We start from the raw sequence: 21,885 nt of genomic DNA on the forward strand, positions 1-21,885 counted from the left end.
GATATCTTGAATTTCGAGTATTTTGTTGTTAAACGGCTTATAAGCACAAAAAAGTATAAAAGTAGCATTTCAGCTCCTATAATAAAAATAGCGATTACTGCAATTGCTATCGGGGTGATAATGATGCTTGTTTCTTTCGCAACAGGGCTGGGATTACAAGAGAAAATAAGGGATAAGATAGCGGCTTTCAATGGTCATATCAATATTTCAAGCTACGATAATAACAGTTCCAAGGTATCGCTTATCCCGGTTTCAACGAATCAGGATTTTTATCCTGAATTTAATACAGTAGAGGGAATTGAGCATGTGCAGGCCGTTGCCACCAAGTTCGCGGTGATTCGTACCGAAACCGATTTTGAAGGGGTTATCGTGAAAGGGGTTGGCGACGATTATAAATGGGACTTCTTTAAAGATTTTATAACCCGGGGCCGGCTTCCTGACTTCTCTTCCGGTCTTAATGATGAGATCCTTATTTCTGAATATCTCGCCAACAGGTTACAGGTAAAAGTAGGAGATAAGCTGCCTACTTATTTTCTTCGTGAAGATAGTGAACGGCCAATTGTAAGAGGTTTTGAGATCACGGGAATTTATGATTCGGGGTTTCAGGAATTTGATGAGCTTTACCTTATTGCTGATATAAGGCATATACAGCGTATCAACAAATGGGAAGATGATGAGGTTGGAAATTTTGAGGTCTTCGTTGATGATTTTGATGATCTGGATAGGAAGGGGAATGAGGTTTATGAGAATACCGGATCTTTTCTCGATACACAAACCATCAGTCAGAAGTATTACTCGATCTTTGAATGGCTCTCGCTTTTTGATTTTAATATTGCTCTCATAATTGGGATTATGATCCTGGTCGCAGGGATAAATATGATCACTGCGCTGCTGGTGCTCATCCTTGAAAGAACCCAGATGATCGGCATCCTTAAAGCACTTGGCGCGGGCGACTGGAGTATTAGAAAAATATTTCTTTACAATGCAGCCTATCTTATAATTCTTGGACTTTTCTGGGGTAATTTGATTGGAGTAGGGCTGTTGGCTCTTCAGAAATATTTTAAACTGGTACCACTGGACCCACGTACTTATTATGTGACGGAGGTGCCTATTTATCTTCACTGGGATTATATTCTTTTTGTGAATGTAGGCACCCTTATTTTATGTATGATCATGCTTCTGATTCCTTCGATTATAATTTCTAAAATTTCACCGGTTAAGGCCATAAAGTTCGAGTAATAGTTACGACCAATAGATTAAGCTGATACGATACTTGGGTTTAGGCTTCAGGATTTTTTACATTTGCAGTCTTTAAAATTTTAAAATGGAATACGCTGAAAATATATTGGGCACCATAGGTAATACTCCTTTAGTGAAGATGAATAAGATCGTTAAGGATATTGACGCTTTGGTGCTTGCAAAATACGAGACCTTTAATCCGGGGAACTCGGTCAAGGATCGTATGGCGGTAAAAATGGTTGAAGATGCGGAGAGGAAAGGGCTTTTAAAGCCCGGAGGAACCATCATTGAAGGTACTTCAGGAAATACCGGAATGGGCCTGGCGCTCGTTGCCATAGTTAAGGGGTATAAGATGGTATGTGTGATGAGTGACAAACAAAGCAAGGAGAAAATGGACATTCTGAAAGCTGTGGGCAGCGAAGTGATCGTTTGTCCTACCGATGTTGCTCCAGATGATCCTCGGTCTTATTATTCAACTTCAAGACGGCTTGCCGAGGAAACCCCTAATTCATGGTATGTGAACCAGTATGATAATCTTTCCAATACCCGGGCTCACTATGAAACAACAGGGCCTGAGATCTGGAAACAGACCGACGGAAAGATAACCCACTTTGTGGTAGGTGTTGGAACCGGAGGAACTATTTCGGGAGTGGGTAAATACCTGAAGGAACAAAACCCAGACATTAAGGTTTGGGGAATTGATACTTATGGTTCGGTATTCAAAAAATATCATGAGACCGGAATTTTTGATGAGAATGAGATCTATCCATACGTTACCGAAGGAATAGGTGAAGATATACTACCAAAGAATGTAGACTTCAGTGTGATTGACGGTTTTACTAAAGTAACCGATAAGGATGCTGCAATTTATACTCAGAAACTGGCTAAAGAAGAAGGCTTCTTCCTTGGTAATAGTGCCGGGGCTGCTGCAAAAGGTCTGTTACAGTTGAAAGACAAGTTCAGCAAAGATGATGTGGTGGTAGTTCTTTTCCACGATCATGGAAGCCGATATGTCGGGAAAATGTACAATGATGAGTGGATGAAGAAAATGGGGTTTTTGGAATAGGCCTTGCTTTTCCAAATAATTTAGCCCCGCATTTAGCGGGGTTTTTTTATGCTAAGAAAAAACTAAAGCCCTTTTATTAATTTCAGAATCGGCTGAAATGATTTATTTTCAAAGCGAAAAATATCATTATGAAGAAAATTTACCTCCTCTTAATCGGCCTCCTCTTTATTTGCTCCTGTAGTTCTACCCTGGATGTTAGGGATAACCCGGAGCCCGCAGATCCAAAATATAGCTACCTGGCACTGGGTGACTCCTATACTATAGGCGAAAGTGTGATGGAAACTAAGCGCTGGCCGGTTCAGCTAGCTGAACGGCTTAGGGATAGGGGATATAAAATGGCCGCTCCTAAAATTATCGCCAAAACTGGTTGGACTACTTCCGACCTTTTAAGGGGAATAGAAAATGAACTAAATGTTCAGAGAGATTTTGACCTGGTTTCCATTCTTATTGGCGTGAACAATCAGTATCAGGGTAAATCTATCACAGAATATGAGGAAGAACTGAGGCAGGTATTCAGAAAGGCTGTCAATCATTCAAAAACCTTGGAGAAGGGAGTTTTTGCTGTTAGCATCCCCGATTATGGTTATACTCCTTTTGGAGCGGCAAATCAGGAAGAGATAAGTAAAGAGATAGACAGGTTTAATGCGGTGTTTAAAAGGGTAGCCGAGGAATTTAATGTAGATTTTTACAATATTACTCCTATCTCCAGGGATGCTGCTGATAACCCTGAACTGGTGGCTAGCGATGGGCTTCATCCCAGCGGACTGATGTATCAGTATTGGGTAGACCAGTTCGTAAATCAGGTGGCCGAAAAATTACCGGAATAAATTTTTTACTCGTCGCATTTTCAGAACTTTAATTTGATAAATTTGATGGGTGCGAGAGGATTTTCTATATCATTTATGGAAGTTTCAGAAGTTCAATTCTGAAGCTCTTAAAACTTCAGAAGGAGAGGTTCTGCTTATTCTTCACCCTGGAAGTCATAACGAATATTCAGGCCCCGATTTCTTCAATGCAAAAATCCAGATAGCAGAACAGCTTTGGGCCGGAAATGTGGAGATACATCTGAAATCCTCATATTGGTATGTTCACCATCATGAGACCGATCCAAATTATGATAATGTGATTCTTCATGTGGTTTGGGAACATGATGCAGATATATTCAGAAAGGATGGCTCGGTTATTCCAACATTAGTATTGAATGATAAGGTAAGTCATGAAATTTTAGAATCTTACAAAGAATTGCTTGAAAGGAAACACCTGAAAATTAATTGTGAGAAGGATTTTGATGGGTTTGAAGGCTTTCAGATGCAGCACTGGTTGGAAAGGCTATATTTTGAGAGACTGGAGAAACGTTCGATAGAGATACAGGATGTGCTGGAAGGGAATGGAAATAACTGGGAAGCGACCTTTTTTGTAATGTTATGTAGAAGTTTTGGGCTTAACCTCAATGGTGAAGCTTTTAGAGCTATGGCAGCTAGCTTAGACTTTAGAATTATACAAAAACTTGCAAACGACAGGTTACGGCTCGAGGCTTTGTTTCTTGGACAGGCCGGGATCATAAAGAGTGATGATAAATATGCCCTGGAATTGGCCAGGGAATATGATTATTTAAAACATAAATTCTCTTTGAATAATGGTTTTATTCCTCAACCGCAATTTTTCAGATTAAGGCCTGATAATTTCCCGACCATAAGATTGGCTCAACTGGCTGCTATTTATACAAAAAATGCGAATTTATTTCAGCAGGTTATCAATGCAAATGCTTTGGAAGAACTCTATATTTTATTTGAGGCTGAAACCTCTGAATACTGGACCTGTCATTATAATTTTGGAAGATCGCATCCAAAACGACAGAAAAAACCTTCCAGGGCTTTTATTGATCTTGTTCTTATAAATTGTCTGGTTCCTTTTAAAGACTATTATTCAAAATATATGGGACAGGCCGATGAAGACCTGATCCAGGAACTTATTTCTGCAATTCCGGTAGAGAAGAATTCAATAATTAATATCTTTAATGTCTTAAGACCAGGTACAGCTCAAAACGCAATGCACTCCCAGGCTCTTCTGGAGTTAAAAAAGGAGTATTGTGATCTCGATAAATGCCTGTATTGTGAATTAGGGGCATCGCTTCTTAAGAAATCTCCGAAATACATTTAAATTTGCAGTATGACAACTATTGTTTCCAATATTAGATATTATCTGGAAAAGCATGGTTTCTATGTTTCCTCCCGTTTAGCTGATAAGTTAGGGATGCGGGCGAAGAATGTAAGACTTTTCTTTATTTATGCCTCCTTCTTTACTATGGGTGTAGGTTTTATAGTTTATCTAACGCTTGCCTTCTGGCTTAAATTAAAAGACCTTATCTATACCAAGCGGACTTCGGTATTCGACCTATGAGAAAACTGATTGATTCAAGAATTAAACTCGCTATTGTTCTGATCATCCTGGTCTTTATAACCGGGATTGTTGGATTTAGATTTCTGTATGATTATTCCTGGGTTAATGCTCTTTATATGACTATTATAACCATAAGTACAGTTGGTTATGGTGAAGTGCAGCCAATGGGTGCATATGGGAAGATATTCACCTCGGTTTTTATCATTTCAGGCCTTTTTATTTTTGGTTTTGGTCTCTCCACTATAACGGAGCATATTTTGAATAAGAATAATATTGGTAATCTAAAGCGTAATAGAATGAAAAAGAAAATAGACTCTTTTAAAGACCACATAATTGTGTGTGGTTATGGGCAGAACGGCAAGCAGGCTGCTCAAAAACTGGTGGATTACCGCAAGGATTTTGTGATTATAGATAGGGATGAGGCAGTTTTTCAAGGTTTTGAAGATGACAGGTTGAAATATATTATAGGTAATGCCACAGAAGATGAGGTGCTTACCAATGCTGGAATAGAAAGAGCCTCCACTTTGATCTGTGCGCTACCCAGAGACGCTGACAACCTGTTTATAGTGCTTTCAGCCAGGCAGTTAAATAAGGATCTTAAAATAATTAGCCGTGCTACCGAAGAAAACAGCTACAAGAAATTAAAACTTGCCGGTGCCGATAATGTGATCATGCCTGATAGGATAGGAGGAAGTCATATGGCTTCTCTGGTTGTGGTTCCAGACCTCGTGGAATTCCTGGATAACCTTTCTGTTTCAGGTCAACAAGATAGTATAAATGTAGAACAGATACCCTTTTCAAAGGTTTGTTCAGATGGAATTGAAAAGACCATCGCAGAGACCGATATTAGGAAAAAGACAGGTTGCTCAATTATTGGCTATAAGTCTCCATCTGGCAACTATGTAGTTAATCCTGAGCCCAGCCTGAAATTAGAAAAAGAATCTAAGCTAATAATGATAGGCAGGCCAGAACAGATAGAAAGTTTGAAGAAGTTTTATTCGGTGTGATTTGCTTTTTTTGGTAGTTTCCTATTATAATGGGTGTTTTCATTAACAAATAATTCACAATTTAACTCCCAAAAGTTTGAAATAGCCTAATTTTTTAGCATATTCACCCGCTGTAATTTTAACGTTAAATTAATAACCGAAATTCTATATGAGAAAGTATTTGCTTTCAATGTTCTTTTTATTTTCAATTTTTGGATTGTCTGCACAAGAACTGGACGTAAAAGCCAAAATTGGTAACCCTTCAAAGGTGATCAATAACGGGTTCATTGAACTCAATGTCACTGGAGGAACTCCTCCATATCAGTATAAATGGTCAAATCAGTCAACGAGCCTTGAGTCTAACAGAACTGAGGGATTAACAGAAGGTATATCTTACAGCGTTGTCGTTACAGATAGTGAAGGGAATTCTGTAAAAAAGGAATATACAGTAGAAGCTGAAGCTATTACAGAGCATTTCAACGGAACATTTGCTCCAATAGTTGATGGTATGGGAAGTGTTCTTTTCTGGGATCCATTTTCTGCAACTGGCCTTTATGATCCTGTAGTTTATGCTGATGTAAAGAGAGTCGAAGCTCCTGAATGGAATGCTCAGGAAGATGCTAAGTTCACTCTTAAAGAGTGGAAGGTGGCCGAAGGAGAGCATGTGAACGAAGGGGACCTTATTGCTGTTGTAACGAAAAATAATGAAGATCTTGATGTATATGCAAACGCAAAAGGTAATTTAAATCATTTTCTTGATGAGGGAGAAGTGATTTATGATTCAGAAAATAAGCAGCACGTAATTGAACAGGGTGCTCAGTATTTTGCGAGTATCGAATATGATGAGCCAGTGGTTTTACTCCACCCAAATGGTGATCCTCAAACAAAGAATATCCCTTTTATTGTGGTGTGGCTTGTTCTTGGAGCACTTTTCTTCACATTGCGTTTAGGATTTATCAATATTAGAGGTTTCAGGCATTCACTTCAACTTGCTAAAGGTAAGTTTGATGATCCAAATGCTCCCGGTCAGGTAACACACTTCCAGGCTTTGGCAACTGCCGTTTCAGGTACTGTTGGTCTTGGAAATATTGCGGGTGTTGCTGTGGCTATTTCTTTAGGAGGGGCCGGTGCGACTATGTGGATGATTCTCGCTGGGCTTCTTGGGATGTCTTCAAAATTTGTTGAATGTACACTCGGTGTAAAATATAGATTTATAAACTCTGAAGGTCGTGTATTTGGTGGACCTATGAACTACCTTAGATATGGTCTTGAGAAAAGAAATAAGAGAGGGTTGGGTAAATTCCTTGCTGCATTCTTTGCGGTTCTTGCTATTGGTGCCTCTTTTGGTGGAGGTAATATGTTCCAGGCGAACCAGTCTTTCTCAATTCTTGCAGGTGAATTTCCATTTCTTGCCGGAAACGGATTCTGGTTTGGGGTTGTAGTTGCCATATTCGTAGGGATTGTTATTATTGGAGGTATTAGCAGTATTGCAAAGGTTACTGGTAAGATTGTACCTATTATGGCCGCAATTTATGTGATAGGAGCTTTTGTGGTAATTGGCGTGAACTTTGAAAATATCGGTCCTGCTTTTGGTGCTATCTGGGATGGAGCATTCAGCCCAAGTGCGCTTAAAGGTGGAATTATCGGGGTTCTTATCGTAGGTTTCCAGCGTGCCGCCTTCTCGAACGAGGCAGGGGTTGGATCGGCTGCGATTGCTCATTCTGCGGCAAAGACTAATCATCCGCCATCTGAAGGATTCGTGGCTTTGTTAGAGCCTTTCATCGATACGGTTGTAGTGTGTACACTTACCGCTTTGGTGCTTATCTTTACAGGGATGCATGAAGTTGAAGGAGTAGGAGGGGTTTAGCTAACTTCTTCGGCTTTTGGAAGTGTGATCTCATGGTTCCCTTATGTTTTGGCTACTGCCGTATTCCTTTTTGCTTTCTCAACGATGATCTCCTGGTCTTATTACGGAATGAGAGCCTGGACATATCTGTTCGGGAAAAGCAAGAAAAATGAGATGATATATAAGTCATTATTCCTTGTGTTTGTTATAGTTGGAGCATCTGTAAGTTTAGGAGCTGTTCTGGATTTTTCAGATATGATGATTCTTGCGATGTCTTTCCCTAATATAATTGGATTGTACATTATGATAGGGGAGGTAAGTGATGATCTTAAAGAATATTCTCATAGGCTTAAAAAGGGAGAATTGTTCCAGAAGTCATCAAAACCAAAAGAACAAACGGCCGACGTTTCTTAGGTCTTTCTCAATAAAAAATGAAATTACTTAAATCCCATTTTGCGCTTTCTAGGAGTCAGCAAAATGGGATTTTTGTTTTAGTACTCCTGATAATTATCTTCCAGGCAATCCTCTTATTCGATTTTTATCCTCCTAGTGAGACTCAATCTATCCCTGAATCTCAAATGTTGGTTTATCAAAGGCAGCTGGATTCCTTAAAAAATATTCAAGCAAAGAAGAAGGATACTATTTACCCATTCAATCCCAATTTTATTACAGATTTTAAAGCTTATCAGCTCGGGATGAGTGTGGAAGAGATAGATCGTTTTCTGGCTTACAGGAGCGCGGATAAATGGGTCAATTCTGCCGTAGAGTTTCAGAAGGTTACTGGAATTTCAGACAGTTTGTTACGGCTTATCAGCGCATCCTTTCGATTCCCGAACCGGATACAGAAACCTGTTTCTATAAAAGCAGGAGTTAAAGACTCGTCAGGTACTTCCGCCTACGTGACCGATCTCAATTCGGCATCAGCAGAAGATCTGATAAAGGTAAAAGGCGTAGGAGAGGTGCTGTCCAGGAGAATCGTGAAATACCGCCAGAGTATAGGTGGCTTTCGTAACCATATCCAGCTTAATGACGTCTATGGGCTGACTCCCGAAGTTGTTCAGAATATTCTTCAGAGTTTTCAGATTCTAACCAGGCCAGATTCTGAAGTAAGAAATATAAATGATATAACAGTCTCGGAGCTAGCTGAAATTCCATATTTTAATTATGAACTTGCCCTAAAAGTGATAAATTATCGTAAGCTTCATGAAGGGATTACCTCCTTTGAAGAATTATCAAAAATCGACGGTTTTCCTTCCGATAAAATCGATAGAATTAAATTATATTTGGCCTTACAATGAAATTCTGGGAAAATTCCATTCCCAAATTCAGAATAATTTATTGAGAGATTGATTTTTTAAACATCAATCAAAACAAGTTAAAAATGAGCAGATATTTTACAGAGGAGCACGAATTATTTAGGAAAAGCTTTAAAGAATTCCTGCAAAAGGAAGTGGTGCCTCATATAGAAAAATGGGAAGAAACCGGAACCATTGAACGTTTCATATGGAAGAAGTTTGGCGAGATGGGATATTTTGGTCTTAATCAGCCGGAAGAATATGGCGGAATGGACCTGGATCTTTTTTACACTGTAATATTCCTTGAAGAACTTCAAAAGATTAACTCCGGAGGTTTTGCCGCTGCCATGTGGGCGCACGCCTACCTGGCGATGACCCATGTGAAAGTTGAAGCCAGTCATGAGTTGAAAGAGAAATATCTTGTGCCTGCTATTGAAGGGGAAAAAATAGGTTGTCTCTGTGTGTCTGAACCTTTTGGAGGTTCCGATGTGGCGGGGATGAAGACCACTGCTGTAAAGAAAGGGGATAAATATATCATCAATGGTTCCAAGACATTTATCACAAATGGAGTTTATGCCGATTTCTATGTTGTGGCTGCCAAGACCGATCCTGAAAAGGGGAATAAGGGTATGAGTATTTTCCTTATTGATAAGAAAGCCGCCGGGATATCGGCCACCAAACTCAATAAACTTGGGTGGAGAGCTTCAGATACTGCTGAACTCGCTTTTGATAATGTAGAAGTTCCTGCTGAAAACCTGATGGGAGAAGAGGGTAAAGGCTTTAGTTATATCATGCAGCATTTTGCTATGGAGAGATTGATCATGGGAATCAATGCTCATGCAAGATCTGAATTTGCCCTGGAGTATGCCATGGGATATATGAAGGAACGTGAAGCTTTTGGAAAGACCCTTGATAAATTTCAGGCACTGAGACATTCGGTAGCTGAAATGGCCAGTGAGATAGAAGTGATAAAAGAGTTCAATTATTCAGTTGCACAAAGACTTAATGATGGCGAATATGTGGTGAAAGAAGCTAGTATGTCTAAGCTGCTTTCCACAAAGATCGCTGATGAGGTCGCGTATAAATGTCTTCAGATGTTAGGAGGTTATGGCTATATGGAAGATTATCCTATGGCAAGGCTGTTCAGGGACAGCAGGCTTGGACCAATAGGAGGAGGAACCTCAGAAATCTTAAAAGAGATTATCGCCAAAATGATAATCGATAAGAAAGAATACAAGCCGGCTGCTGAATAGGTGACTGTGTGGATTTTTAAAAATTAAATCAACCCTGGGACTATTCCCGGGGTTGATTTTTCAGATCATTATAAAAGGTCTTTCTGATCTTTGGACCGGAGATGAATGAGTCTTTCATTTCTTCATCACTATAGAACTTGCTGGTGAGACTCTCATTGCCAACAATGTCTTCTTCGCTTTTTCCTTCGCTAATAGCCTTAGCTATATTATCTCTTATTTCTTCAAGCATTTTCATGTATTGCTCATATTCGGAATAAGTTGCAATATTTCCATGGCCGGGTATAATCCTGGTATTTTGATTTATTAATGATAACCCTGTTCTGGCTGCTTCTATATCTCCTTTTACTGTGCCGCCACTTTCCAAATCTATGTATGGGAATCTCCCGTTGAAAAAAGTGTCTCCTGTATGTAAGACGTTGCTTTGAGGGAAATATATTAAAGCATCGCCATCGGTATGTGCATTATGTACATGTGCCACTACAATATCATTCCCGTTAATATGCAGGTTAATGGTATGATCGAATGTTACTACGGGTAAGCCTGAGCTTATCTCCTCATTTTTTATTAGTCTCTTTCTAACATTTTCATGAGCAAAGATGAGTGCACCTTCTTCCCGGAAATTGGCATTTCCTCCCACATGGTCTCCATGGTGATGGGTGTTGACCAGAAATTTTACCGGCTGATCGCTTATCGTCTTCAGTTTATCGATGATCTTTTGCGAGAGTGGGGCAAATTGGTCATCTATCATAAAGACTCCGTCCTCTCCGGTAAGGATGCCAATATTTCCACCAGCTCCCTTAAGCATGTAAACATTATTGTTTACTGGAACTATTTCAATTTCAACATCATCAAAATTTTGAAATGCAAAAAGGGGATAACAGGTAAGGAGTAGTAAAAAGAGGGTAGTGGTAATATTTTTCATGATTTCTTCTTTTAGAAACTTAATTTACAGAAAATTATAACAATAATTCCTTATAGTAAATATCTGAAATAAATATTGGTAGATAATTAAAATGAATTATCTTTGCAGCCGATTCCAAAAGAAAGGAGGTGATGACACTATGTTAATTATACCAGTTAAAGACGGAGAAAATATAGATAGAGCTCTTAAGCGTTTTAAGCGTAAGTTCGATAAAACCGGAACTATGCGTCAGCTAAGAGATCGTCAGCATTTTACAAAACCTTCTGTTGAAAGAAGAGCTCAGATTCAAAAAGCTCAGTACATTCAGCATCTGAGAGACCAGGAAGATATCTAGTATCTCTTGAAGCGATTGTAAAATCAGTCGACAATATTAAAGACTGTTGATAGGCTAAAGTTTAGTAACTTTGTTTATCAACAGTTTTTTTATGCCCTTTTCTGCCTTTCTAGACTATCTTAAGCTCGAAAAGAAATATTCCGTGCATACTGTTAAAGCGTATTCAACGGACCTGAGCGCATTTCAGGAATTTTTAAAAGAAACCTTTGATGAAGATGATTTGCTGAAGGTAAATTATTCCCAAATAAGAAGCTGGATAGTAAGACTTTCGGAATCTCAAATTTCTAACCGCACCATCAATAGGAAAATCTCCTCTCTAAAGACCTATTATCGTTTTTTGATGAAAATAGGCGAAATAGATTACACTCCTCTAACAAAGCATAAAGCCTTAAAGACCTCTAAGAAGGTGCAGATTCCGTTTTCTGAAAATGAGATAACCAGGGTCCTGGATAATATGGACGATTCCAGCTTTGAAGGTATTCGTGACAGATTCATAGTTGAGCTGTTTTATTCAACGGGTATCAGGAGAATAGAATTAATAGAAATTAAACTAAACGACCTGGATCTTGATTCGTGTGTTTTGAAGGTTTTGGGGAAGAGAAATAAGGAGAGATATATTCCACTTATAGCATCGGTGAAAGATACCGCGTGCAAATACCTTGAATTTAGAGAGGCTTTCGAGGATTCAGGGGATAAGTCATATCTTTTTTTGACCTCCAAAGGACAGAAACTATATGAAAGTTTTGTTTATAGAATTATAAATAATTATTTTAGTGAGGTGTCTGGTAAACTAAAAAAGAGTCCGCATATCCTGCGGCATTCGTTTGCCACTCATTTATTGAACCAGGGTGCTAATCTAAATGCGGTAAAAGAATTGTTGGGTCACTCCAGTCTGGCAGCGACCCAGGTCTACACTCATAACAGCATTGCCGAACTTAGCAAAATTCACAAACAGGCACACCCTCGGAACAATAAGAATTAACTTAACTTTTTGTTTAATTAAATTCTACTGGATATGAAAGTAAATCTGCAGTCCGTAAACTTCAATGCCGATCGTAAACTGATTGACTTCACTCAAAGAAAACTCGATAAACTGGAAACCTATTTTGATAAAATTATTTATGCCGACGTTTATTTTAAAGTTCAAAATACCAGCGGCAAGGAAAACAAGATAACTGAGATTTTACTTAGCATTCCCGGAGGAGATTTAATGGTAAAGAAAACCTGTAATAAATTTGAAGCATGTGTGGATGAGTGTGTTAGTTCTTTGCAAAGACAACTCATCAAAAGAAAGGAAAAAATGAGTGCTCATGTTTAGCTGATTTTTTTCAAAATTATTTTTTGATAAAGGAATAATTTATATACATTTGCAGTCCGTTAGAAATAGCGGACTTTTTTATGCTGAAAAAGTAGCTGAAAAGGCCGATGTAGCTCAGCTGGCTAGAGCAGCTGATTTGTAATCAGCAGGTCGTGGGTTCGAGTCCCTCCATCGGCTCTTGAAATACTGAAATCACCGAAGTTTCGAAGAAATTTCAATAGCTAAAGCCTTAGGGTTTAAAAGCTTGAAAATTTTTCCTTTGAAATTTTGAAAAATGCTTTGGATGGTGCTTCAAATTTGCTTTAATTTGCAGCCGTTTTAAAACCATCATGAAGCTTAGCTACTGTAGCTATGGTTCTATGAAATAGTGGAATGATTTGGGGAGATACTCAAGCGGCCAACGAGGACAGACTGTAAATCTGTTGGTTTTTACCTTCGCAGGTTCGAATCCTGCTCTCCCCACAAAGATTTTTTTAAAGATCGCGTAGAAAATTCATTTTCTTAAGCGAGCGAAAATAAAATCTTTGTAAGGGGTCACCCTTACGGGATCATCATTTATTGATAATCCTTTAAATATATGAAAAGGCGGGAGTAGCTCAGTTGGTAGAGCGTCAGCCTTCCAAGCTGAATGTCGCCGGTTCGAACCCGGTCTCCCGCTCTAAATTAATTTGAATCAGGATATTCCCCGGTCGCTGAATAAGTGAAATTTAAAGGTTTTCCTGCCTTTGCTTTTTATGTCTTATTCGTTAGATTATCCAATTGGGTTATATCGGCACTGTACCTCGATCCTGATTTTTTCCATAAACCTGTATTTGGTTTATGGCTATTGCTGTTTGAGAAACAGCAAATTGTAAGGCCGACGTAGCTCAGGGGTAGAGCGTTTCCTTGGTAAGGAAGAGGTCACGGGTTCAATTCCCGTCGTTGGCTCTAGTTTTGTATAAAATTGAACACTAATATATAACTAAGATTAAATAAGTATTAATTATGGCAAAGGAAACTTATGATCGTTCCAAACCGCACCTTAATATTGGTACAATTGGACACGTAGATCACGGAAAAACTACTTTAACTGCAGCTATTACTAAAGTGATGGCTGACGCTGGATATTCTGAAGCAAGAGCTTTTGATCAAATTGACAACGCTCCTGAAGAAAAAGACAGAGGTATTACAATTAACTCTTCGCACGTAGAGTACCAAACAGCTAACCGTCACTATGCACACGTTGACTGTCCTGGTCACGCCGATTACGTTAAGAACATGGTAACTGGTGCTGCTCAGATGGACGGTGCTATCCTTGTTGTGGCTGCTACCGATGGTCCTATGCCGCAAACTCGTGAGCACATCCTTCTTGGACGTCAGGTTGGTATCCCAAGAATCGTTGTGTTCTTGAACAAAGTTGACCTTGTTGATGATGAGGAGCTTCTTGAGCTAGTTGAAATGGAAGTTAGAGATCTTCTTTCTTTCTACGAGTATGATGGTGATAATGGTCCTGTAATTTCAGGTTCTGCACTTGGAGCTCTAGAAGGTGATGAGAAATGGTCAAAGACTGTTCTTGAGCTTATGGAGGCTGTAGATACCTGGATTGAACTTCCAGAGCGTGATGTAGATAAGCCTTTCTTGATGCCTATAGAAGATGTATTCTCTATTACTGGTCGTGGTACTGTTGCAACTGGACGTATCGAAACTGGTGTTGCTAACACTGGAGATCCTGTAGAGATCATTGGTATGGGAGCTGGAAAACTTACTTCTACTATCACTGGAGTTGAGATGTTCCGTAAGATATTAGATAGAGGTGAAGCTGGAGATAACGTTGGAATCCTTCTTAGAGGTATTGAGAAAAACCAGATCTCAAGAGGTATGGTAATCACTAAGCCTGGATCTGTAACTCCTCATGCTAAATTTAAAGCAGAGGTTTATATCCTTAAGAAAGAAGAAGGTGGACGTCACACTCCATTCCACAATAACTACCGTCCACAGTTCTACGTACGTACAACTGACGTAACAGGAACTATCAACCTTCCTGATGGAGTAGAGATGGTGATGCCTGGAGATAACCTTACTATTACAGTAGAGCTTATCCAGCCAATCGCAATGAATGTTGGTCTGCGTTTCGCTATCCGTGAAGGTGGTAGAACAGTAGGAGCTGGTCAGGTAACTGAGATTCTAGACTAAGAATCGTTTAATATAAAAAGGTATCCCGTGAAGAGCGGGATACCTTCACTTATATTTACGGGTTTAGCTCAGTTGGTAGAGCACTGGTCTCCAAAACCAGGTGTCGGGAGTTCGAGTCTCTCAACCCGTGCAAATATTTTTATAGAAAATGGCAGGAATTGTTAATTACATATCAGAATCATATAACGAGTTAAGAAACCACGTTACCTGGACAAGCTGGACAGAAGCTCAAAGGCTTACAGTTCTTGTAGCTGTTTTCTCGATTATATTCTCATTGGCAATTTGGGGTGTTGATACGCTTTTTAGTGGAGCGATAGAGCAGTACTTCGAATGGGTTAAATCATAATTATAACGGCAATGGCAGAAGCAAAGGATAAAAAATGGTATGTGGTTCGTGCCGTTAGCGGACAGGAAAACAAAGTTAAGGACTATATAGAGAAAGAGATTGCTCATTTGGGTCTTGAAGACTATGTTGAACAGGTTTTGGTTCCTACCGAGAAGGTAATTCAGATCCGAAACGGTAAGAAGGTGAATAAGGAGAGAGTGTACTTTCCTGGCTATGTAATGATTCAGGCAAACCTTGGGGGAGAGATTCCTCATATTATAAAAGGAATTAACGGAGTTATTGGATTTTTAGGCGAAACTAAAGGGGGAGATCCTGTGCCGCTTAGAAAATCTGAGGTGAACAGAATGCTTGGTAAAGTTGATGAGCTTTCTGTTAAGAGCGATAATGTTGCGATTCCGTTTACTATTGGAGAGACTATTAAGGTTATTGACGGGCCGTTCAATGGCTTTAATGGTACGGTAGAAAAGATTAATGAAGAAAAGCGTAAGCTTGAGGTGATGGTGAAGATCTTCGGAAGGAAGACTCCACTTGAGCTAAGCTATATGCAGGTAGAAAAAGTATAAAAATAACTGTTACATATTTTTTGATAGTTTTTTCAGCTTCCACTCAATAAACTATCACTCAAAAATTTGAAAAATGGCAAAAGAAGTAAGTAAAGTTGTAAAACTACAAGTTCGCGGAGGTGCTGCTAACCCATCACCACCAGTTGGACCTGCTTTGGGTGCTGCCGGGGTAAATATCATGGAATTCTGTAAGCAATTCAATGGTAGAACTCAGGATAAGCAAGGAAAGGTACTGCCAGTTGTGATTACTGTTTATTCAGATAAGTCTTTTGATTTTGTTATCAAGACTCCACCTGCAGCAGTACAATTGATGGAAGCAGCTAAGACTAAGAAGGGTTCAGGCGAGCCTAACAGAAAAAAAGTAGCAAGTGTTTCTTGGGATCAGGTTAAAACAATTGCAGAAGACAAAATGCAGGATCTTAATGCATTTACTGTAGAATCTGCAATGAAAATGGTTGCCGGAACAGCTCGTTCGATGGGAATAACTGTAAAAGGTGATGCACCGTTTTAATCCAAAAAGAAATTAGAAAATGGCAAAATTAACTAAAAAGCAAAAAGAAGCTCAGGCTAAGATCGAGAACGGCAAGGCCTACACGGTTGCTGAGGCTTCAGCTTTGATAAAAGAAGTTTCCAACGAGAACTTTGACGCTTCTGTGGATCTTGCGGTTCGTTTGAACGTAGACCCAAGAAAAGCAAACCAGATGGTGAGAGGGGTTGTAACGCTTCCACACGGAACTGGTAAAGATGTTAAGGTTTTGGCTCTTGTAACTCCAGATAAGGAGGAAGAAGCTAAAGAAGCTGGTGCCGACTTCGTTGGATTAGATGAGTATCTTGATAAGATCAAAGGTGGCTGGACAGATGTTGATGTAATCATCACCATGCCTAGCGTTATGGGTAAACTTGGACCCTTAGGACGTGTTCTTGGGCCAAGGGGTTTGATGCCTAACCCAAAAACCGGTACCGTAACCATGGATATCGCTAAAGCGGTTTCTGATGTTAAGGCTGGTAAGATCGACTTCAAGGTGGATAAAACAGGAATTGTACACGCTGCTGTTGGAAAAGCATCTTTTGATGCTGAGAAGATCGCAGGGAATGCAAAGGAATTATTAACTACGCTGGTAAAATTGAAGCCTCAGGCAGCAAAGGGTGTATACATTAAGAGTATTTACATGTCTACTACCATGAGCCCGAGTGTTGCAATAGATACTAAAAGGTTTACTGAGCAATAATTTAAGGTTATGACAAGAGAAGAAAAATCACAAGTTATAGAAGATTTAACTGCCCAGTTAGCCGAAACTCAAACTATCTATTTGGCTGACATATCTGGCCTTGATGCCGGAAGTACTTCTAACTTACGTAGAGCTTGTTTCAAGGCTAACGTAAAGTTATCGGTAGTTAAAAATACATTGCTTGCTAAGGCTATGGAAGCGACTGAAAAAGATTTCGGTGACCTTCCTTCAGTTTTAAAAGGCAATACCTCTATCATGCTTTCTGAAACCGGAAATGCTCCGGCGAAAGTAATTAAGGAATTTAGAAAGAAATCTGAGAAACCTGTACTTAAAGGAGCTTTTGTAGAAGAAGCTATTTATGTAGGTGATGACTATCTTGAGACACTTGTTAATATCAAGTCTAAAGAAGAAGTTATCGGGGATATCGTTGGATTGCTTCAATCTCCTGCTAAGAATGTTGTTTCTGCACTTAAATCAGGGGGCGGAAAACTTGCAGGAATCCTTAAGACTCTTTCAGAAAAAGAGGGATAATATAGTACGCACTTTTTAACAATTATAAATTTTAAAGAACTTTTTAAAAACGATAGAAAATGGCAGATTTAAAAGATTTCGCAGAACAATTGGTTAACTTGACCGTAAAAGAAGTAAACGAGTTAGCTGATATTTTAAAAGAAGAATATGGTATCGAGCCTGCTGCTGCTGCAGTAGCTGTTGCTGGTGGTGCTGCCGCTGGTGGTGGTGAAGAAGCTGAAGAGCAATCAGAATTCGACGTAATTCTTACTGCTCCAGGTGGATCTAAACTAGCAGTAGTTAAACTTGTAAAAGAACTTACAGGTCTTGGACTTAAAGATGCTAAGGAACTAGTTGATGGTGCTCCAAAACCAGTTAAAGAAGGAGTTGCTAAAGACGAAGCTGAAGCTCTTAAAAAGCAATTAGAAGAAGCAGGAGCTGAGGTTGAGCTTAAATAAGCTTGACGAAAGCAATATTATTTAGGTTTAGGCCTCAGGATACGCTCCTGAAGGTCTAAACCCTTTTGCGTATATAGAGCCATTGCTCTTTTCGCGCCTATTTTTATATAAATTATAATCCCGTCCATTGATGTTAGCAAAGCAAACTGAAAGATTGAGTTTCTCTTCTGTGAAGAACAAGCCTGCATATCCTGACTTCCTGGATTTGCAGATCAAGTCGTTTCAAGACTTCTTCCAGTTAGAAACCAAATCAGAAGAGCGGGGAAATGAAGGTCTTTACAACACCTTCCTAGAAAACTTCCCCATTACGGACACCCGTAATCAATTTGTACTAGAATTCTTAGATTATTTTGTGGACCCGCCAAGATACTCCATTCAGGAATGTATCGAACGCGGACTAACTTACAGTGTACCGCTAAAAGCAAGACTTAAGCTATACTGTACCGACCCTGAGCACGAAGATTTTGAAACCATCGTACAGGACGTATATTTAGGGACTATCCCTTACATGACTCCAAGTGGTACATTCGTAATCAACGGTGCCGAGCGTGTGGTTGTTTCTCAGTTACACCGTTCACCAGGGGTATTCTTTGGACAGTCTTTCCATGCTAATGGAACAAAATTATATTCAGCCCGTGTAATTCCTTTTAAAGGTTCATGGATTGAATTTGCTACCGATATCAATAGCGTAATGTACGCTTATATCGATCGTAAGAAAAAATTACCTGTAACCACGCTTTTCCGTGCTATCGGATTTGAGCGTGATAAGGACATTCTGGAGATCTTTGACCTTGCTGAAGAGGTGAAAGTTTCCAAATCAGGACTTAAGAAAGTTCTTGGGCGCAAACTTGCCGCCCGTGTATTGAACACCTGGTATGAAGATTTTGTTGATGAAGATACAGGAGAGGTTGTTTCAATTGAAAGAAACGAGATCGTCTTAGATCGTGACACAGAGCTTGAAAAAGAGCATATAGAAGAGATCCTTGAAACCGGAACCAAGACTATTCTTCTTCACAAAGAAGATAACTCTACTGGTGACTATGCGATCATTCACAACACATTACAAAAAGATCCTACCAACTCTGAAAAGGAAGCGGTAGAACATATCTATCGTCAGCTTCGTAATGCTGAACCGCCAGATGAGGAAACTGCTCGTGGAATTATCGACAAGCTTTTCTTCTCAGATCAGCGATACAGCCTTGGAGAAGTTGGACGATACAGAATGAACAAAAAACTTGGTCTTGATGTTGAAATGGATAAGCAGGTGCTTACCAAGGTAGATATTATTACAATTGTTAAATATTTAATTGAGCTTATCAACTCAAAAGCTGAGATCGATGATATTGACCACCTTTCTAACCGTCGTGTTAGAACAGTAGGTGAGCAGTTGTCTCAGCAGTTCGGTGTTGGTCTTGCACGTATGGCCAGAACCATTCGTGAAAGAATGAACGTTCGTGATAACGAGGTATTTACTCCGATCGATTTGATCAACGCGAAGACATTGTCTTCTGTGATCAACTCTTTCTTTGGTACCAACCAGTTATCTCAGTTCATGGACCAGACCAACCCTCTTGCAGAGATCACGCACAAGCGTCGTCTTTCTGCATTAGGACCAGGAGGTCTTTCAAGAGAAAGAGCAGGCTTCGAGGTACGTGACGTTCACTATACTCACTACGGAAGACTTTGCCCGATTGAGACTCCTGAAGGTCCGAACATTGGTCTTATTTCTTCACTTTCTGTTTATGCAAAGGTGAACGGAATGGGATTCATAGAAACTCCATATCGTACGGTTTCTGAAGGAAAGATCAATATTTCTGAAGAGCCAATTTATCTAAGTGCTGAAGAGGAAGAGGGTAAGAAGATCGCTCAGGCGAACATTCCTTTGAAAGATGACGGAACTATAGATACAGATCGTGTTATTGCACGTATGGAAGGTGACTTCCCGGTAGTTGATCCTAAAGAGGTTCATTATACCGACGTTGCTCCTAACCAGATCTCATCTATTTCGGCTTCCTTGATTCCATTCCTTGAGCATGATGATGCGAACCGTGCGCTGATGGGATCAAACATGATGCGTCAGGCAGTACCACTTTTAAGAGCTGATTCTCCTATCGTTGGAACAGGTCTTGAAAGACAGGTGGCTACAGATTCTCGAGTATTGATAAATGCTGAAGGAGAAGGTGAAGTAGAATATGTAGACGCTAATAAGATTGTTATTAAGTACGATCGTACCGATGAGGAAAGAATGGTAAGTTTTGATGATGATTCCAAGACTTATGACCTTATCAAGTTCAGAAAGACTAACCAGGGAACCTGTATCAACCTTAAACCTATCGTAAGAGTAGGTGACAGGGTAACTAAGGGACAGGTACTTTGCCAGGGTTATGCAACCGAAGCCGGTGAGCTTGCCCTTGGTAGAAACATGAAGGTTGCCTTCATGCCTTGGAAAGGTTACAACTTTGAGGATGCGATCGTGATTTCTGAAAAAGTGGTTAGAGATGATATTTTCACCTCTATCCATATAGATGAATACTCTCTTGAAGTTAGAGATACCAAACTAGGTAACGAGGAATTGACTAATGACATTCCAAACGTTTCTGAAGAGGCTACTAAAGACCTTGATGAACACGGAATGATTCGAGTTGGTGCTGAAGTTAAGCCTGGTGATATCCTTATTGGTAAGATCACTCCTAAAGGAGAAAGTGATCCAACGCCAGAAGAAAAACTTCTTCGCGCGATCTTTGGTGACAAGGCCGGTGATGTTAAAGACGCTTCATTAAAAGCTTCTCCATCATTAAGTGGTGTTGTTATCGATAAGAAACTTTTCGCGAGAGCGATCAAAGATAAGCGCAAGAGAGCACAGGATAAAGAAGATGTTGCAGCACTGGAGAAGAAGTATGATGCGAAATTCGCTCTTCTTAAGTCTAATCTGGTAGAGAAGTTATTCGCTATCATCGGTGGTAAGACAGCTCAGGGAGTATCTAACGACCTTGGGGAAGAAGTTCTTCCAAAAGGTAAGAAGTATACCCTTAAGATGCTAAACGCTGTAGATGATTATACTCACTTAACAAGTGGTACTTGGACTACAGACGATCACCTTAATGAGCTTGTTGCAGATCTTATCCATAATTACAAGATCAAGGAAAACGATCTTCAGGGTAACTTAAGAAGAGAGAAATTCACCATTTCTGTGGGAGATGAACTTCCATCCGGAATTCTTAAACTGGCTAAAGTTTATATCGCTAAGAAACGTAAGCTTAAAGTTGGTGATAAGATGGCAGGACGTCACGGTAACAAAGGTATTGTTGCACGTATAGTTCGTCAGGAGGATATGCCATTCCTTGAAGACGGAACTCCGGTTGATATCGTGCTGAATCCACTTGGGGTGCCATCACGTATGAACATTGGTCAGATCTATGAAACCGTTCTTGGTTGGGCTGGTCAGAAATTAGGTAAGAAATATGCGACGCCTATTTTTGACGGTGCTACCATTGACGAGATCAATGAGCTTACCGATGAAGCCGGTATTCCTAGATTCGGTCATACTCACCTTTATGATGGTGGAACCGGAGAGAGATTTGACCAGCGTGCAACTGTTGGTGTAATCTACATGCTTAAACTCGGTCACATGATCGATGATAAGATGCACGCACGTTCTATCGGACCATACTCACTTATTACACAGCAGCCGCTTGGTGGTAAGGCACAGTTTGGTGGTCAGAGATTTGGAGAGATGGAGGTTTGGGCTCTTGAAGCTTATGGAGCATCCAGTACTCTTAGGGAGATCTTAACCGTGAAGTCTGATGACGTGATCGGAAGAGCCAAGACCTATGAGTCTATTGTTAAGGGTGAGCCAATGCCAGAACCTGGGTTGCCAGAATCTTTCAACGTACTTATGCACGAATTGAAAGGTCTTGGATTGGATATAAAACTTGAAGAATAACATTC

General features: G+C 39.8%; 20 protein-coding genes, 5 tRNA genes and 1 pseudogene. 25 read left to right on the forward strand and 1 reads right to left on the reverse strand.

Annotated elements, in window-relative coordinates; translation table 11 throughout:
• Window positions 1–6: 6 nt before the first annotated feature.
• From NE848_RS01620 to NE848_RS01660, 9 genes and pseudogenes are all read left to right on the forward strand, one after another.
• Window positions 7–1,239: an ABC transporter permease gene (locus NE848_RS01620; RefSeq protein ID WP_252110468.1), complete on the forward strand. Its 1,233-nt coding sequence runs from the start codon at window positions 7–9 to the stop codon at window positions 1,237–1,239.
• An 85-nt stretch (window positions 1,240–1,324) separates the two neighbouring features.
• The gene (locus tag NE848_RS01625) at window positions 1,325–2,305 is read left to right on the forward strand and encodes a PLP-dependent cysteine synthase family protein (RefSeq protein WP_252110469.1); all 981 of its coding nucleotides are present in this window, start codon (window positions 1,325–1,327) and stop codon (window positions 2,303–2,305) included.
• 128 nt (window positions 2,306–2,433) lie between these two features.
• Window positions 2,434–3,132, forward strand: a complete 699-nt coding sequence (locus tag NE848_RS01630; RefSeq protein ID WP_252110470.1) for an SGNH/GDSL hydrolase family protein — start codon at window positions 2,434–2,436, stop codon at window positions 3,130–3,132.
• A gap of 49 nt (window positions 3,133–3,181) precedes the next feature.
• Entirely contained in the window at window positions 3,182–4,465 is a 1,284-nt protein-coding gene (locus tag NE848_RS01635) for a DUF2851 family protein (protein WP_252110471.1), read from the forward strand.
• A gap of 9 nt (window positions 4,466–4,474) precedes the next feature.
• Complete coding sequence (locus NE848_RS01640; protein ID WP_252110472.1) at window positions 4,475–4,705, forward strand: PspC domain-containing protein; 231 nt, start codon at window positions 4,475–4,477, stop codon at window positions 4,703–4,705.
• Entirely contained in the window at window positions 4,702–5,712 is a 1,011-nt protein-coding gene (locus tag NE848_RS01645; protein WP_252110473.1) for a potassium channel family protein, read from the forward strand. Before NE848_RS01640 ends, NE848_RS01645 begins: the two co-directional genes overlap by 4 nt.
• A 148-nt stretch (window positions 5,713–5,860) precedes the next feature.
• A pseudogene (locus NE848_RS01650) lies at window positions 5,861–7,951 on the forward strand (amino acid carrier protein).
• 17 nt (window positions 7,952–7,968) lie between these two features.
• Window positions 7,969–8,835 (forward strand): ComEA family DNA-binding protein, encoded by an 867-nt coding sequence (locus tag NE848_RS01655; RefSeq protein WP_252110474.1) that lies wholly within the window; start codon window positions 7,969–7,971, stop codon window positions 8,833–8,835.
• A gap of 83 nt (window positions 8,836–8,918) precedes the next feature.
• Window positions 8,919–10,085: an acyl-CoA dehydrogenase family protein gene (locus tag NE848_RS01660; RefSeq protein ID WP_252110475.1), complete on the forward strand. Its 1,167-nt coding sequence runs from the start codon at window positions 8,919–8,921 to the stop codon at window positions 10,083–10,085.
• 40 nt (window positions 10,086–10,125) lie between these two features.
• On the opposite strand, the gene NE848_RS01665 is transcribed toward NE848_RS01660, so the two are convergent.
• Window positions 10,126–11,007 (reverse strand): MBL fold metallo-hydrolase, encoded by an 882-nt coding sequence (locus NE848_RS01665; protein ID WP_252110476.1) that lies wholly within the window; start codon window positions 11,005–11,007, stop codon window positions 10,126–10,128.
• Between the two features lie 139 nt (window positions 11,008–11,146).
• Between NE848_RS01665 and rpsU the strand changes: the two genes are divergently transcribed.
• The 16 genes from rpsU to rpoB all read left to right on the forward strand — a co-directional run bounded on the left by rpsU (window position 11,147) and on the right by rpoB (window position 21,880).
• Complete coding sequence (gene rpsU, locus NE848_RS01670; RefSeq protein WP_252110954.1) at window positions 11,147–11,341, forward strand: 30S ribosomal protein S21; 195 nt, start codon at window positions 11,147–11,149, stop codon at window positions 11,339–11,341.
• A gap of 91 nt (window positions 11,342–11,432) precedes the next feature.
• On the forward strand, window positions 11,433–12,323 hold the full coding sequence (locus tag NE848_RS01675; protein WP_252110477.1) for a tyrosine-type recombinase/integrase: 891 nt from the start codon (window positions 11,433–11,435) through the stop codon (window positions 12,321–12,323).
• Window positions 12,324–12,356: 33 nt separating this feature from the next.
• The gene (hpf, locus tag NE848_RS01680; RefSeq protein ID WP_252110478.1) at window positions 12,357–12,659 is read left to right on the forward strand and encodes a ribosome hibernation-promoting factor, HPF/YfiA family; all 303 of its coding nucleotides are present in this window, start codon (window positions 12,357–12,359) and stop codon (window positions 12,657–12,659) included.
• 103 nt (window positions 12,660–12,762) lie between these two features.
• Window positions 12,763–12,836 (forward strand) — tRNA-Thr (locus tag NE848_RS01685).
• Window positions 12,837–13,038: 202 nt separating this feature from the next.
• Window positions 13,039–13,121: transfer RNA gene (locus NE848_RS01690), tRNA-Tyr, on the forward strand.
• A gap of 123 nt (window positions 13,122–13,244) precedes the next feature.
• A tRNA-Gly gene (locus tag NE848_RS01695) sits at window positions 13,245–13,317 on the forward strand.
• A gap of 197 nt (window positions 13,318–13,514) precedes the next feature.
• Window positions 13,515–13,586, forward strand: a tRNA-Thr gene (locus NE848_RS01700).
• Between the two features lie 57 nt (window positions 13,587–13,643).
• Window positions 13,644–14,831 carry an elongation factor Tu gene (tuf, locus tag NE848_RS01705; protein ID WP_252110479.1) on the forward strand — a complete coding sequence of 396 codons (1,188 nt, stop codon included), beginning with the start codon at window positions 13,644–13,646 and terminating at the stop codon, window positions 14,829–14,831.
• A 57-nt stretch (window positions 14,832–14,888) separates the two neighbouring features.
• Window positions 14,889–14,961, forward strand: a tRNA-Trp gene (locus tag NE848_RS01710).
• Between the two features lie 18 nt (window positions 14,962–14,979).
• A complete protein-coding gene (gene secE / locus NE848_RS01715) occupies window positions 14,980–15,177 on the forward strand; it encodes a preprotein translocase subunit SecE (protein WP_026933824.1) in 198 nt (65 codons plus the stop codon).
• 11 nt (window positions 15,178–15,188) lie between these two features.
• Window positions 15,189–15,740 carry a transcription termination/antitermination protein NusG gene (gene nusG, locus NE848_RS01720; RefSeq protein WP_252110480.1) on the forward strand — a complete coding sequence of 184 codons (552 nt, stop codon included), beginning with the start codon at window positions 15,189–15,191 and terminating at the stop codon, window positions 15,738–15,740.
• 73 nt (window positions 15,741–15,813) lie between these two features.
• Window positions 15,814–16,251, forward strand: a complete 438-nt coding sequence (gene rplK, locus NE848_RS01725; RefSeq protein ID WP_252110481.1) for a 50S ribosomal protein L11 — start codon at window positions 15,814–15,816, stop codon at window positions 16,249–16,251.
• Window positions 16,252–16,270: 19 nt separating this feature from the next.
• Window positions 16,271–16,969: a 50S ribosomal protein L1 gene (gene rplA, locus NE848_RS01730; protein WP_252110482.1), complete on the forward strand. Its 699-nt coding sequence runs from the start codon at window positions 16,271–16,273 to the stop codon at window positions 16,967–16,969.
• Window positions 16,970–16,978: 9 nt separating this feature from the next.
• Window positions 16,979–17,500, forward strand: coding sequence for a 50S ribosomal protein L10 (gene rplJ / locus NE848_RS01735; RefSeq protein WP_252110483.1), 522 nt, complete (start codon window positions 16,979–16,981; stop codon window positions 17,498–17,500).
• Between the two features lie 59 nt (window positions 17,501–17,559).
• The gene (gene rplL / locus NE848_RS01740; RefSeq protein WP_131396086.1) at window positions 17,560–17,937 is read left to right on the forward strand and encodes a 50S ribosomal protein L7/L12; all 378 of its coding nucleotides are present in this window, start codon (window positions 17,560–17,562) and stop codon (window positions 17,935–17,937) included.
• Window positions 17,938–18,067: 130 nt separating this feature from the next.
• Window positions 18,068–21,880 carry a DNA-directed RNA polymerase subunit beta gene (gene rpoB, locus NE848_RS01745; protein ID WP_252110484.1) on the forward strand — a complete coding sequence of 1,271 codons (3,813 nt, stop codon included), beginning with the start codon at window positions 18,068–18,070 and terminating at the stop codon, window positions 21,878–21,880.
• Window positions 21,881–21,885: the final 5 nt, after the last annotated feature.

It is taken from the genome of Gramella jeungdoensis, from assembly GCF_023805255.1.
Classification (GTDB): Bacteria; Bacteroidota; Bacteroidia; order Flavobacteriales; family Flavobacteriaceae; genus Christiangramia; species Christiangramia jeungdoensis.

Coding starts and splice junctions, on each gene's coding strand:
- rpoB (WP_252110484.1), top strand. CDS start 18,068: ATGTTAGCAAAGCAAACTGAAAGATTGAGTTTCTCTTCTGTGAAGAAC.
- rplK (WP_252110481.1), top strand. CDS start 15,814: ATGGCAAAAGAAGTAAGTAAAGTTGTAAAACTACAAGTTCGCGGAGGT.
- NE848_RS01630 (WP_252110470.1), top strand. CDS start 2,434: ATGAAGAAAATTTACCTCCTCTTAATCGGCCTCCTCTTTATTTGCTCC.
- NE848_RS01645 (WP_252110473.1), top strand. CDS start 4,702: ATGAGAAAACTGATTGATTCAAGAATTAAACTCGCTATTGTTCTGATC.
- tuf (WP_252110479.1), top strand. CDS start 13,644: ATGGCAAAGGAAACTTATGATCGTTCCAAACCGCACCTTAATATTGGT.
- NE848_RS01655 (WP_252110474.1), top strand. CDS start 7,969: ATGAAATTACTTAAATCCCATTTTGCGCTTTCTAGGAGTCAGCAAAAT.
- rplJ (WP_252110483.1), top strand. CDS start 16,979: ATGACAAGAGAAGAAAAATCACAAGTTATAGAAGATTTAACTGCCCAG.
- rpsU (WP_252110954.1), top strand. CDS start 11,147: ATGTTAATTATACCAGTTAAAGACGGAGAAAATATAGATAGAGCTCTT.
- rplA (WP_252110482.1), top strand. CDS start 16,271: ATGGCAAAATTAACTAAAAAGCAAAAAGAAGCTCAGGCTAAGATCGAG.
- NE848_RS01675 (WP_252110477.1), top strand. CDS start 11,433: ATGCCCTTTTCTGCCTTTCTAGACTATCTTAAGCTCGAAAAGAAATAT.
- NE848_RS01665 (WP_252110476.1), bottom strand. CDS start 11,007: ATGAAAAATATTACCACTACCCTCTTTTTACTACTCCTTACCTGTTAT.
- NE848_RS01640 (WP_252110472.1), top strand. CDS start 4,475: ATGACAACTATTGTTTCCAATATTAGATATTATCTGGAAAAGCATGGT.
- hpf (WP_252110478.1), top strand. CDS start 12,357: ATGAAAGTAAATCTGCAGTCCGTAAACTTCAATGCCGATCGTAAACTG.
- secE (WP_026933824.1), top strand. CDS start 14,980: ATGGCAGGAATTGTTAATTACATATCAGAATCATATAACGAGTTAAGA.
- rplL (WP_131396086.1), top strand. CDS start 17,560: ATGGCAGATTTAAAAGATTTCGCAGAACAATTGGTTAACTTGACCGTA.
- NE848_RS01625 (WP_252110469.1), top strand. CDS start 1,325: ATGGAATACGCTGAAAATATATTGGGCACCATAGGTAATACTCCTTTA.
- nusG (WP_252110480.1), top strand. CDS start 15,189: ATGGCAGAAGCAAAGGATAAAAAATGGTATGTGGTTCGTGCCGTTAGC.
- NE848_RS01660 (WP_252110475.1), top strand. CDS start 8,919: ATGAGCAGATATTTTACAGAGGAGCACGAATTATTTAGGAAAAGCTTT.